The 11,648-nt window shown below is 67.2% G+C and carries 17 protein-coding genes; 14 read left to right on the top strand and 3 right to left on the bottom strand.

Annotation, left to right across the window (positions count from 1 at the left end; all coding sequences use genetic code 11):
* From SK571_RS45515 to SK571_RS45525, 3 genes are all read right to left on the bottom strand, one after another.
* The coding region (locus SK571_RS45515; RefSeq protein ID WP_319990322.1) for a hypothetical protein at positions 1 to 191 on the bottom strand (191 nt) is incomplete at its 3' end.
* 10 nt (positions 192 to 201) lie between these two features.
* Complete coding sequence (locus SK571_RS45520; RefSeq protein ID WP_319990323.1) at positions 202 to 651, bottom strand: ImmA/IrrE family metallo-endopeptidase; 450 nt, start codon at positions 649 to 651, stop codon at positions 202 to 204.
* Between the two features lie 130 nt (positions 652 to 781).
* Positions 782 to 1,249 (bottom strand): hypothetical protein, encoded by a 468-nt coding sequence (locus SK571_RS45525; protein WP_319990324.1) that lies wholly within the window; start codon positions 1,247 to 1,249, stop codon positions 782 to 784.
* 342 nt (positions 1,250 to 1,591) lie between these two features.
* Here SK571_RS45525 and SK571_RS45530 point away from each other — a divergent pair, with 342 nt between their 5' ends.
* The 14 genes from SK571_RS45530 (at position 1,592) to SK571_RS45595 (ending at position 11,549) form a co-directional block, all read left to right on the top strand.
* The gene (locus SK571_RS45530; RefSeq protein ID WP_319990325.1) at positions 1,592 to 1,915 is read left to right on the top strand and encodes a hypothetical protein; all 324 of its coding nucleotides are present in this window, start codon (positions 1,592 to 1,594) and stop codon (positions 1,913 to 1,915) included.
* A gap of 65 nt (positions 1,916 to 1,980) precedes the next feature.
* A complete protein-coding gene (locus SK571_RS45535; RefSeq protein WP_319990326.1) occupies positions 1,981 to 2,391 on the top strand; it encodes a hypothetical protein in 411 nt (136 codons plus the stop codon).
* Between the two features lie 84 nt (positions 2,392 to 2,475).
* Entirely contained in the window at positions 2,476 to 3,804 is a 1,329-nt protein-coding gene (locus SK571_RS45540; RefSeq protein WP_319990327.1) for a hypothetical protein, read from the top strand.
* Positions 3,801 to 4,388: a zinc finger domain-containing protein gene (locus SK571_RS45545; protein ID WP_319990328.1), complete on the top strand. Its 588-nt coding sequence runs from the start codon at positions 3,801 to 3,803 to the stop codon at positions 4,386 to 4,388. The genes SK571_RS45540 and SK571_RS45545 overlap by 4 nt, the downstream gene beginning before the upstream one ends.
* A complete protein-coding gene (locus SK571_RS45550; protein ID WP_319990329.1) occupies positions 4,385 to 5,140 on the top strand; it encodes a DUF7341 domain-containing protein in 756 nt (251 codons plus the stop codon). Before SK571_RS45545 ends, SK571_RS45550 begins: the two co-directional genes overlap by 4 nt.
* A 688-nt stretch (positions 5,141 to 5,828) precedes the next feature.
* Positions 5,829 to 6,194, top strand: a complete 366-nt coding sequence (locus SK571_RS45555; RefSeq protein WP_319990330.1) for a hypothetical protein — start codon at positions 5,829 to 5,831, stop codon at positions 6,192 to 6,194.
* A gap of 58 nt (positions 6,195 to 6,252) precedes the next feature.
* Positions 6,253 to 6,663, top strand: a complete 411-nt coding sequence (locus tag SK571_RS45560; protein ID WP_319990331.1) for a hypothetical protein — start codon at positions 6,253 to 6,255, stop codon at positions 6,661 to 6,663.
* 130 nt (positions 6,664 to 6,793) lie between these two features.
* Positions 6,794 to 7,156: a hypothetical protein gene (locus SK571_RS45565; protein WP_319990332.1), complete on the top strand. Its 363-nt coding sequence runs from the start codon at positions 6,794 to 6,796 to the stop codon at positions 7,154 to 7,156.
* A complete protein-coding gene (locus SK571_RS45570; protein ID WP_319990333.1) occupies positions 7,150 to 7,467 on the top strand; it encodes a hypothetical protein in 318 nt (105 codons plus the stop codon). Before SK571_RS45565 ends, SK571_RS45570 begins: the two co-directional genes overlap by 7 nt.
* Positions 7,464 to 7,898: a hypothetical protein gene (locus SK571_RS45575; protein ID WP_319990334.1), complete on the top strand. Its 435-nt coding sequence runs from the start codon at positions 7,464 to 7,466 to the stop codon at positions 7,896 to 7,898. Before SK571_RS45570 ends, SK571_RS45575 begins: the two co-directional genes overlap by 4 nt.
* 299 nt (positions 7,899 to 8,197) lie before the next feature.
* Complete coding sequence (locus SK571_RS45580) at positions 8,198 to 9,547, top strand: DUF932 domain-containing protein (RefSeq protein WP_319990335.1); 1,350 nt, start codon at positions 8,198 to 8,200, stop codon at positions 9,545 to 9,547.
* A 628-nt stretch (positions 9,548 to 10,175) separates the two neighbouring features.
* Positions 10,176 to 10,397, top strand: coding sequence for a hypothetical protein (locus tag SK571_RS45585; protein ID WP_319990336.1), 222 nt, complete (start codon positions 10,176 to 10,178; stop codon positions 10,395 to 10,397).
* Positions 10,397 to 11,155 (top strand): adenine nucleotide alpha hydrolase family protein, encoded by a 759-nt coding sequence (locus SK571_RS45590; protein ID WP_319990337.1) that lies wholly within the window; start codon positions 10,397 to 10,399, stop codon positions 11,153 to 11,155. Before SK571_RS45585 ends, SK571_RS45590 begins: the two co-directional genes overlap by 1 nt.
* On the top strand, positions 11,139 to 11,549 hold the full coding sequence (locus SK571_RS45595) for a hypothetical protein (protein ID WP_319990338.1): 411 nt from the start codon (positions 11,139 to 11,141) through the stop codon (positions 11,547 to 11,549). The genes SK571_RS45590 and SK571_RS45595 overlap by 17 nt, the downstream gene beginning before the upstream one ends.
* The last annotated feature ends 99 nt before the right edge of the window (positions 11,550 to 11,648 follow it).

An 11,648-nucleotide genomic window follows, 5' to 3' on the forward strand; every position in this document is an offset into this window, starting at 1 on the left:
AAAGCAGGTAGTCCGAGATCACTGTCGAGCAAGCCGGTTACCGGTCCTCCCAGGAACACGGCCACGTCCAGCAGCGCGAGAGCCCAGCACATCGCACGGACACCGGGCTTGCGGGTAAGTCGATAAGAATGGAGCCAGAACAGCAGCGCTGCGGTGACGAAGGTGACCATGATCGGGAACACTGAGGTCATCAGCGGGCCATCAACCTTCGAGGATCGAGCCGTAGCGGTCTACGGCCTCTTGGTAGGTCGGGTCAGTTGGACGATTCTCGTTTGCGCGCATCAAGCCGATGCGGCTTTCCATCGTGTAGGCGAAAGCTTCGGCCGCGCGCTCCATCGAGTCGTCGTAGAAGCTGCGGTGCTTTGCCCGCGCGACTGGCACCGTGCCGAGTTCTTCAGTGGGCGTCTCTCCGACCGGCGGAAGGTGACGCGCACAGATGTGTCCGAGCTCGTGCAGAATCGAGTGCCGCTGGTGTGCTGGTGTCGTGTCCTCCCGGTACAACACGAAGATGCGGTTGTCACCGGCAAGGCAAAGAGCAGCAGGAAGCTGCTCGCCAGCGTCACGCCACTGTCGGATTGCCGTTGGCGGGAACGGGTGAAGAGAAATCGACGCCCCGACGATGCGCTCGATGTTCCGTATGAGCACGTCCATGCTGAACGGCTCAGTGAGAGGTATCCGGCGCGCAAGCTGACTCGCCTGCCGCTCGCTGACCACTGGCTGGCCAACGGGAGTTCGCAACCGCAAGAGACGGTGCCACCAGCGACGGCGGGTTCGACCTTCCTCAGGAGTCGGCGTGCTCGTCGCGCACATGACCGCCCTCCAGCTGACTGACCTGGTTGATCAACCCTTCTATCAACGCCTTACTCGCCGGTGACATCCCGGAGACCTTGCGGAACAAGACGGGTGAGATCCCAGGGCTTTGAACCGGGATGTCCGCGTCCACAAGTCCGTTCTCCGGCGCGTTGCCGTACTGCCGTTCGACTCGCCAATAGACGTCGACGTCGTTGAAGTAGCCAGGTGGGTAGCCGAAGAACTCGGCGATGACCTTGATGTGACTCAAACGTGGGTCGCTCGGCTTGTTCCGCAGGTTCCACAGGTGTGCCTGGGACATCTCCACACCGCGCTCTCGGGCAAACGACGCGACGTCCTCGTTGCTGTGCGGTTTGCCGTTGGGCTTCAGGTGTCGATCGAACAGCGAGTTCAGGATCGCCGCGATGTCCGGCATGACGCTCTTACTGCGATCGCTCACTACCTCTCCCCCAAATGGTCTTCACGCATGTGAAGACGGATACAAACTTTCTTCATAGTGGTTGACACCGCCTCTCAACGCAAGCCAGAGTTGATCTCAATCCAACTGAAGATGAATCTTCATGGGCGTGAAAGTAGGGGGTGGGGGTGCGTAGCGCCGCCAGAGGGCGTACGACGCCGCGACCTTCGGGTGAAGCCGCGTCACGGCCGGGACGGCAACGGTCGCACGCGTTGCTGTCCAAGTGGCTCGCGGTCATATCCATGCCCGGACCGCTGGTCCGGGCCATCGCCATGTTTAACAGGCCCCACAACGCTTCCGGCCGCCGAGGGGGCGGCCACTGCAATGGCGAACAACGAAGGCATCACCAACTCCGCTGATGGCTCGGTCGCGTTGGACGACCTGGCACACGACGTCGAGCTGCTGCGGATCATCGAGGAGTCCATCAAGAGGCAGAGCGCGCTCAAGGAGGAGTTGCGTTCGCGGTTGAAGAAGCGCCTGGGCGACCGGGTGACCGGGACGGTCAACGGGTTGGCCGTGGTCGAGTGGACCAACGAGTCCCGCGTGATCACCCTAGTGAAGACCGTTCAGGACCGGTTCCCGGATGTCGCGCGGGAGTGCGAGGACATCGTGCCGGTGCGCAAGTTCAGGCTGTTGCCCGCCGCATGAGCGCCCGACGGAAGCCCGACCGGTCCTGGGGGGCTGGTCGGGCTCCCTGTGGGGATGCCCCGGCCGTGCTGGGCGATCTCGCCGCTGAGGTCGCCGAGCACCTGATCGGTTTGCCGCTGGACTACGGCACGACCGTGGAGCAGATCGCCGCCCTACTGGTGGCGGAGCCGCGTAACAGTCGCGCCGTGTGCGCAGTGGCGGCGGTGGTCGTGAACGACGCGCTGGCCGACCCGTTCCGAGAGACGACGTCAAACCGTTGGCGAACAAGCATTCCCTCGTGGGTCGCGCCGCAGATGATCGGCGTGACCGTGCGGCGGATGCTGACGCTGGACGTGCTGGTGCACACCGGCCGCTACGTGCGCTCGACGGACAAACACGGCCGCAACACCGGCAAGTTGATGGCGATCTACGCGCTCAACCTCGCCGCGCCCGCGCTGCTGCACAGACGCGACGACGCCGAGCGGCCCGCCGCCTGACGCTCTGTCCTTCGTTGCCGCGCACTGTCGCGCGGCCATCTCGTGCTGACCGCACCATGAATCTTGTTTTGGGGGAACGTTTCCGTGGCACGCGACCACGCTCGCTTCTACCTGTCCATGTGGGACGACGATGACTTCATCGGCCTGTCCGCGCTCGCCAAGCTCGTCTATGTCCAGCTGTGTATGCAACGCAAGCTGGAGTACTCCGGGGAACTGACCGTGTCGGTGAAGCGCTGGAGCAAAGCGCACCCGGACCAGGACGCCGACTCCATCCGGGCCGCGCTGGCCGAGCTCGACGCCGCGCGGTTCGTGGTGGTCGACCAGGACACCGATGAACTGCTGATCCGCTCGTTCATCCGCAACGACCAGCTCTACAAGCAGCCCAACGTGTTGCGGGCGGCGCTGCGTTCGGCGTTCGAGATCTCCTCGCCGCTGCTGCGCCGTGCGCTGGCGGCCGAGCTGCGCCGCCTGCCGGTCGAGATCACCGGCCCGGCCCCGGCGGTCGCGGCGGTCGAGCTGGAGGCGGGAGCCCGTGAGCTGCCCGCGTCGGTGAAGGCCGCCATGTCCGTCCGCGGCTCGACCCGCACCAGCCCAGCCGCCGCGCCTGTCCTCCAGGTGCGGGACGACGCGCCCGCCGAGCCGTTCGAGCCGGTGCCCGCACCTGCGGTGAACCCTTCCGGGAACCCCTCGCCGAACCCTTCCGCGAACCCTTCGCCGCGAGGCAGGGGAGAAGGGAGTAGGGAGATGGAGCTTGGAGTAGTCCCTCTTACGTTGGTTAAAACTCAAGTGGGTGTTCCCGCGCCTGCGCCCACTCACACGAGCGCGGACACGCCCGCGCGGACACGCGAGGCCGCTCCGCTCGCCAAGGTTTCCGCCGAGGTCTCCGCCGTCGCCGGCGTGGATGGCGAACTCGAGGCGTCTTCGGTGCGGCAGCTGCGCCGCCGTGAAGCCGAGAGGCTGGTGTCCACCCACTGCCCCCGTCAGCCCCGGCAGGTCCTCGACCGCCTGCGCGGCGAGGTGATCAGCCTGTTGCGCGACGACGTCGAGCCCGCGGCCATCGCGGCGGGCCTGCGGCTGTGGGCCACCAAGCAGCTCTCGACGTCGATGCTGGCCGAGCTGGTCGGCGAGGCGATGCGCACCCGCTTCACCGCGGCCTCCCCCGAGGCGCGGCGGCGTGAGCAGGTGGCGGCGGCGAACTGGGAGGCGATCCGAGCCGACGCCATCGCCGACAACGACACCAGCCCCATCGGGCTGGCCGTGCGCGAGGAGCTGCCCGGCCACGCCGATGCCGCGACGCTGGACGCGATCCTGGAACGCGCGCTGCACCAGGCCGTAGGGCTCGACGTGCCAGCGGCCGAGAACCCGGCCAAGGACCGCGCACACGACGGTGCGGTGACGGGGGCGGCGGCGTGAGCGAGCACGGAACCCAGCAGCTCAACCGCAGCGCCATGCGGGCGCTGTTGGCGCACTACCGGATCACCACCCACGACACCGCACCCGAGGACGTGATCACCGACTGGCTGCGGGAGCTGCGCGGCCGGAGCGTCGGCGAGTGCCACGCGGCGTTGAGTTCAATGGCACCGAACCGGGTCCAGCGCGCTACGGCGGCCGAGGTCGCCCGGCTGATCACGCTCGCGCGGTCCCGGCCGGCCGGGACGACCGCGCCGAGCTCGGCCAGGCCGCCGCTGCCACGAGACCGGGCCGCCGACCAGGCGGCGGGCGCGCGGGGCGTCGGCAAGGTCTACGCGGCGATGGGCTGGAGCGGGCACGAGAAGCACGCGCTCGCCCGTTCGGTGCCGTGTCCGTTCTGCAGGGCGCTGGCCGGAATCCCGTGCAGCCCCCTGACCCGCAACCGCCTGCGCCAGCGCGAGGTCCGCGACCGGGAGACCCGGATGCACCCGTCCCGGCTCAAGGCCGCGACCGAGCGCCTGCGCACCAACTCGACTTCGTCCGGCGCTGCCGCGTCCGGCACCGCCACGCAAGGAGCTTCCGCATGACCGCCGCACGCCAGTTCATCGCCGACGAGGTTGTCCACACCGACACGGACTCTGTCCACACGGTTGTCCCCAGCCGCGATGAGGCCGCGACCGCGCGCCTGTCCTGGGAAGTCGCCGTGGACCAGCTCGTCCGGCCCGGCCTGCATGTGGTTCGCCGCGCGAACGGCACCACCGAGACCGCCGAGGTGCTGACCCTGCTGCGCCAGGTCGAGGAAGCCGTCTTGCCCGGCTCGGCGGTCTCCGGCAGGCCGTCACAGGGTTCCCGTCCCCCGGCGAGCCTGGGTGCGCTGTCGCTGCTCGCGTCGATCCGGCGCGAGGTCCGGCAGTGCTGCCGCACCCACGGCCACACCGCGTGGGCGACGCTGGCCGAGCAGGTGCAGGCCTGGGGTGAGCACGCCGGGTACTGGCAGCACGCCGCCCCGGACTACGTGGTGTGGGCCGCGCAGGAGTCCACGCGCTGGGTCGCGCAGGCCCGGCAGATCCTCGACCCCGAACCGCGGCTTCCGCTGCGCGGGCGGGCCTGCCCGGTCTGCCGCGTCGACGTCGTGCAGGCCTGGTCTGACGACGAAGGCGACTTCGTGCGCCGCCCGGCACTGCGCATCGACGCCGAGCAGGTGGAAGCCGTGTGCGCCGCGTGCGGGCAGCGCTGGGGCCTGGACGTGTGGGCGCAGCTCAACACGATGCTCGATCAACAGCTCGCCCACGAAACCCTGGCAGTGACCGGGATCACGCACGGTGATAGTTCCGCATAGTTGACCTTCACTCGTTTCAGTGCGCATAATGGTCAGCACTGGGACACGTGTGCCCAGACCCCCCAACCCGATGCCCGTCGCACCTCCCCCCGGTGCGGCGGGCATCGTGGCGTTTCGGGACCACATCAGGCTTTCCAGTCCACGAAGACGCTGGCGCCCGTCCCCCGCCGCCGTCTTCGTCCCCGCGGGCGGTGGCGCACCGCTGCACGCCGCGATCGTTCCCCGTCGCGCCGAGCGCGACGCCGCCCGCACCCCGGCGTCCTCGTCCCGCGGACCTATGCCGGCCGCCGCGCTCAGAGTCGCTCGCCGCCGAGCTGCCCACCGACGCAGGCCGCGAACCGCGCCCTGGACCGCGCTCAACCGGCTGGGAACCGGCTTCTCAGCACGTGGTCCGCGACGAAATTTCTTTTGCCTTCGCGTCCACATTTCCGCAGGTCAGGAATGTGGACGACAAAGCTCAAAAAATAGTTTTCCGCTCGCATTACTTTTACTTGCCCTATGACCCCAAAAGGGAGACCATAAAGGGGTAAGAAGTTGCCCCCGGTGGTGACACACCAGGGCAACCAAGGGAATGAAGGGAAACCGAACAGTGCCTACCAGGATCAACCTGTATCCGAGTGTCAGGATCAGGGTGACTCAGAACCCGGACCCCCGTCTTTTTGGGGCCGGTTGCCTGAGCACTGCCCATGTGAGCCGCATTGAGGGCCTGTTGTCCGAGGTGATGAATGACCTTCAGGCAATGGCTGACTTCAAGTACAACCTGAGGTACTTCCCCCGCAACAAGGTGAGCCTGTTCATTGGGGGCTATTTCAAGACCGATCCCGGCCCTGACGTTGACCTGAGCGGGGAATACGACCACTTCATGGATGTGGTCCAGCAGTACAACTGGGTCAACCCTCACTACCCCGCACAGAGGCGTTTTCACCTGTGCAACGTCACGCTCCTGGGGGTTGAGGCTTCCGAGGAGATGCCGGATGCCGGGAAGGTCACCAAGGTCAACAGCTTCTTCTGTGACTGCCACCGCTTCCACCGGCCGTGCCTGAGTGCCCTCTGACCAAGGGCACAGGGTCCGGGGGCTCCTGCCCCCGGACCCGCACCCGGAAAGGTTCACCATGACCACCAGTGGCACGCCCGCCCGGATTTACGGCGAGGAGTACAAGAAGTCCGAACGACTGGACTTTCCCGACCTGGTCAATCACATGTTCTCCCGGTTGCTGCTCACGCCAGCAACGAGCGTAGTCCCAGCGGGAACAAAATTCGCCCTGCATCACAACGGAACGCAAAACCTCGCACTGGCGGTACTTGGGCTGCGGGATGCGTTCCTGTTCTCCGGGCAGAGGTACACCTGCGAGGCAGAAGAGCTGCACAACGCGCTCGAAGATTTCTTCGAGGCGTTCAACTGGAGAAACCCCGACGACGGGATGGACCGGAGGTTTCACTACTCCGTGCACCTGTTGAGCGAGAGCCAGCAACGCACACGCGTGAAAGGACCGGGGTTGTACCTCAACCCGCCTGATGCCTGATCACGGTCACAACTGAATAGGACACCCGATCGCAGGTAAAAGCCCTGGCGGCTGGTGACACAGCCCCAGGGCGGCGGTCGGGTGTCCCCCGGAGCGGAAACCAAGTAGGAACTCCGAGAGGACGCCCAACGTGGCTGAGAGTACTCCAGAGCTGGACGCGTTGTCTGCCGCCGAGGCGGGCGAACGCTACCGGTACGCGATCAACCGCACTGACGCGCAGCTCGACGCGCTGCACAAGGCCTTGGCCGTGGACGCGGACGTGATGAACGTGCTGTGCGTGCTGTACCTGGACCTGGGGACCGAGATGGTCAGGGAGCGCACCGACCCGATGGCGCTCTACCACGCACGGGAGCGCGGCTGGGTGGTCGGTGACCGCCGCCTGTGTCTCACCCCCGAGGGTTTGGGGGCGTGGTGGGACTGGAAGAACGCCGTCACCCCGCACCTGCGGGACGAGCGTTTCCAGCAGTTGTGGCGGGACGTGACGGGATGGTGAGGCGCCCGTCCTCCGCCGAGCGCGCTGCTGCCGTGGCGGAGCTGGAGAAGGACCAGGCCGTCTACCGGGTGGCGTACCTCATCGCCAAGGGCGACGGTCGCCCCATGGAGCTGGACCGGCTGTCCGACATGGACAGTGTCATGCGGGCGATGAGCCGGGGATGGGTGGCCGCGCCGATCACGGCCGGTTTCCCTTACCAGCTCGCCGATACCGGCCGCGTGGCGCTGGCTCGCTGGTTCCGGATCGTGGCCGACTACACCGGCGTGGACCCGGTGTGCGCGGCGATCTACGAGGCGGTGACGACCCCGTGACCGAGACCCCGCAGACCACCCCGGCGGCCTCGACGCCGGACACGAGCGACATCCCGTCCATGCGGGGTGCGCTCGGGCAGCACGCGCTCGTCCGGGACGAGAGGCCTCCCATCCCAGGCCCGATCACCCGTGACTCCCAGGCGTTCAGGGAGCTGGCCGACGATCTTCCGGTGCGTCGTGTCCTGTGGATGCTGGCCAGCGGAATGACGTGGCCGTGGGTGCTGGAGAGCGTCACGACACCGGCCGCCCGCAACCGGGCGATCCGGCGCGGGCTCATGGCCCCGCCCGTGGGCGAGGCGGACGCCGTGCTGGTGCCGTATCACCTCACCGACGCGGGCCGCGCCGAGCTGCTGGACTGGGTCGCGCGCATCACCCCGCACCGGCACCTGCCCGAGGTCGACGCGCTCTGGCGCATGGCCACCTGGAAGTAACCCCGCTCGATGGTGCGCGGGCTGTCCACCCGGATGACCCGCGTTCCTCCGGGCTTTACTGAGACAAATTCACGAGGACAGGAAAGGGTCTGCGAACTCCGGTTCGCAGACCCTTTCTTATTGCGCTTTTCCTCGCGGAAGATCGTAAAACAATGCGTTAGACCGTTCGTAGTCACTTTGTTCAGAAATCCCCTGAATTGCTTGTGAGACTTGGGAACACCGGTAATGTTTGTGGTGTCTCCAATCCTTTACAACACAGCACCGTGAATGGATGCTGTCCGAGTTCAGAGGACAAACCAATGACCGAACCGGTTACCGCTGCCCAGAACACCCCGAAACCCGCACCGAAAGCACCCGCCAAGCCTGCCGCCAAGGCCGCTGCCAAGCCCGTAGCCAAGCCTGTAGCCGCCAAGGGCAGCCCCAAGGCACCTGCCAAGACTCCGGCCACCAAGGCCCCTGCCAAGGCTGGTAGCAACAAGGCCGTTGCCAGCAAGGACAGCAAGACCGCTCCCGCTGTCCCGGACAAAGCAGAGGCCAAGGCCGCCGCCGTGGTGCCGGGGCCAATCAAGCCGGGGAAGGACTCGTGGGCGCGGATCGCGACGCGTAACAACGGGTCCCGGTCGATTTCCGACCTGCTGAACAAGGCCGGATTGTCCGGCTGGGACGTGAAGCCGGAAGGCGTGGTGGCCCTCGCGCCGACCGGCTTGTGCATTGACTGCGAAAGGGCGGTCGGGGAGCTGCACAAGAAGGAATGCCCGAGCCTGGACGAGCCGGACGCGGAGCCCCGTGTCATCAAGGACGACACCTGCATTCCGGTCCCGATGTTCGGATCGTTCGCGCTCATGCGGAAGAACCCGGAATCCGAGTTCGGGTTCGACGTGCTCGGACACACCAAGTCCGAGAGGATTCCGGTCCCGATCGAGGTCCGGGCCGACATGCTGACCCTGATCATGAAAGAGGTCAAGGGCAAGACCGGACCGGCCGGACCGCTCTGGGAGGGCAAGGGAGCGTTCGCCAGCATCCGCCACCCCGAACCGGTCATGGTGGGTGGCAAGGACCCGGTGGAACTCCGCCTGGTCCTGGTCAACTCCCTGGTGCCTGGCCGCCCGTCTCAGGTCATGGTCAGCCCCGTCCGGGTGGCCAGTCAGACCAGCTTCCCGTTTGACCTGGGACACAACGCGAACCACGTCTACGACCTCGGTGCCGCCGATGACAAAGACACGCGGATCTCGGAGACCAGCGATGCCCTGAGCCTGCTCAACATCTACCGCGAGCGGTTCGAGGAACTGGCCAATGCCCTGATGGGCCGCAAGATCACCGATGCCGAGTTCACCGGGCTCACGAACGCCCTGTTCCCCTACCTCGGTGATGCCGCCCCCAAGGACAAGCGCGAGCGGCACGGCCTGGCCCACGCCGCCTTGAAGGCGCTGACCTACGGCAAGGTGGACATCACCGCCAGCATTGCTGGGACGTGGTGGGCTGCACTCCAGGCCGTCATGATCATTGCCGAGCACCTGGACCCGGCCAAGAGGCTGGAGAACGGGGACATGGACGAGCAGGGCCGGGCGATGGACGTGCTGTTCAGCTCCAAGCACTACGTGCACGACGCGTTCCGCCTGGCCCGTAAGGCAATCAAGCCCGTCAAGTAGCCGCCCGCAGGACATCTGAACACCCGACAGCCCCAGCACACCCCGTGCTGGGGCTGTCCTCTGTCCGGGGGGGGTGAGGCCGTGCCGTCCCGTGCCGCCCGCCCGTGCACCCGTCCGGGGTGCCCGAACACCACTGCCACCGGTGGCCACTGCCAGCCCTGCCGTTCCCGTGGCCGCAGGGCCTACGGGACCAGCGCACAGCGTGGCTACACCGGCCGTCACCGGTCCCGGTTCCGTCCCGCTGTACTGGCCCGTGACCGGGTGTGCCGCTGTGACCGCCTGGACTGTGCCGCCCACACCAACCGGCCGTGCCCTGCTCCGTCCACCGTGGCAGACCACTGGCCGCTCACCCGCAGGCAGCTGGTAGCCGCTGGCCTGGACCCTGACAGTCCCGCCCGTGGCCGTGGTCTGTGTGCCCCGTGCCATGCCAAGGCCACCGCCCTGGACCCACGTACCCGAGGAGGGTGGAACCACCCGTGAGTCACGCCGCCGACGCCGCCCGTTCGGGCCGCACGCCCCGCCCAGGGGAGGGACCCTTCCGCCGCGCACAAGGGCACAAGCCACTGAGGGCTGTTCCCGTCCTGCCAAGTTTCCGTGACGGCCGAACCCACGTCCGTGGGACCGGTGAGTGAGCACCGACGCCGGCCGCGACCCTGAGGGTTTGCTCGACGAGATCGAGCAGGCCGCCGACCAGGTGGCCGCGTGGACCGCGCGCTGGGAATCCCTTGTGCGCCAAGCCGTCGAACGCGGCATTCCGCAACGGCGGATCGCGCCACACGCGAACGTGGACCAGTCCACCGTCTCCCGACTCGCGGCCCGTGACCCCTCCCCTGCTGACCGCCGTTCGTGATGCACCGCGCATCACGTGATGCAGCCTGCATCACGCCACCAGGAGGTGACCCGCTGCCCATCGAGATCGACGGCATCGCGAGCTCGGAGCAGATCCGCACCGAACTCGCCGCTGACGGAAACCCGGTTCTTCTCGGCTTCAGCCGGGGCAAGGACTCGCTGGCCGCGTGGCTGGCGATGCGCGAGGCCGGGATCACCGTCGTCCCCTACCACCTGTACTTGGTGCCAGGCCTGCGGTTCATCGAGGACTCTCGGAAGTTCTACGAGGACTTCTTCCAGACGGAGATCTTGGACCTGCCGCACCCGACGCTGTACCGGTGGCTCAACAGCCTGCTGTTCCAGCCCCCGGAGCGGGCGGCAGTGATCGAGGCCGCGCAGCTTCCCGAGGCGACGTATGAGGAGATGGCGGACATGCTCCGGGAGGATCTGGGCCTCGCCGGCGTTTGGAACGCCGATGGCGTGCGCGCCGCGGACTCGCCGAACCGACGCATGGCGATGGTCACCCACGGCCCGAAACGCGAGCAGCTGCGCAAGGTCAGCATCGTGTGGGACTGGCGCATCGCCGACGTCCGCGACGCACTCAAGCGCCACAACTGCCCGCTCCCACCCGAGTACGAGTGGTTCGGCCGCTCATTCGACGGCCTGGACTTCCGGTTCCTCGACCCGATCCGCCAGCACGCGCCCGAGGACTACCAGCGGATCTTGGACTGGTTCCCGCTCGCCGACTTGGAGGTGTTCCGCCGTGGCCTCGCCGCCTGACCCCAACGCCGATCTCCTGGCACAGCTCCAATCTACCGCCGTGCTCGGCGGCCCGTCCTCCAACGCGGACCTGCTCGCGCAGCTCAATGCCGAACCCGAACCTGATCCCCTGGCCGACGTCGAGTACACCGGAGACCTGGCGGCCGACGCCGGCGCCGAGCTCGACGCCCTGGCGATCGGGTTCCGCGAACGCACCAAGCGCGAGGACGAACGGTTCCGCCTCGCCACCGACTCCGAGTTCTGGTTCGCCCTGTGCTTCAAGTCCCGCGACGAGAAGGAAGCGTTCCTCAAAGCCGCGCGGCTGATGCACATCGGAGACAAGTACCTCGACGGCCGCGCCGCGGCTGCGCTGCTCGGCGTCGACCTGCCCACCACCGACAATGGAGAGGAGTGATCACCATGCGAGGCCGTATCGGCCGACTGATCGCAGGCGCCCGCCGCGCCATCTCGCGCCGCGCCTCCAGCCCTTCGCGGGGCCGTAGCTCCGGCTCTT

The sequence above is a fragment of the Lentzea kristufekii genome (assembly GCF_033949925.1).
Classification (GTDB): Bacteria; Actinomycetota; Actinomycetes; order Mycobacteriales; family Pseudonocardiaceae; genus Lentzea; species Lentzea kristufekii.

Excerpts from the sequence above, each read along its gene's own strand:
- SK571_RS45570 (WP_319990333.1), top strand. The coding sequence starts at position 7,150 with ATGGTGAGGCGCCCGTCCTCCGCCGAGCGCGCTGCTGCCGTGGCGGAG.
- SK571_RS45530 (WP_319990325.1), top strand. The coding sequence starts at position 1,592 with ATGGCGAACAACGAAGGCATCACCAACTCCGCTGATGGCTCGGTCGCG.
- SK571_RS45550 (WP_319990329.1), top strand. The coding sequence starts at position 4,385 with ATGACCGCCGCACGCCAGTTCATCGCCGACGAGGTTGTCCACACCGAC.
- SK571_RS45560 (WP_319990331.1), top strand. The coding sequence starts at position 6,253 with ATGACCACCAGTGGCACGCCCGCCCGGATTTACGGCGAGGAGTACAAG.
- SK571_RS45520 (WP_319990323.1), bottom strand. The coding sequence starts at position 651 with ATGGACGTGCTCATACGGAACATCGAGCGCATCGTCGGGGCGTCGATT.
- SK571_RS45590 (WP_319990337.1), top strand. The coding sequence starts at position 10,397 with ATGCACCGCGCATCACGTGATGCAGCCTGCATCACGCCACCAGGAGGT.
- SK571_RS45580 (WP_319990335.1), top strand. The coding sequence starts at position 8,198 with ATGACCGAACCGGTTACCGCTGCCCAGAACACCCCGAAACCCGCACCG.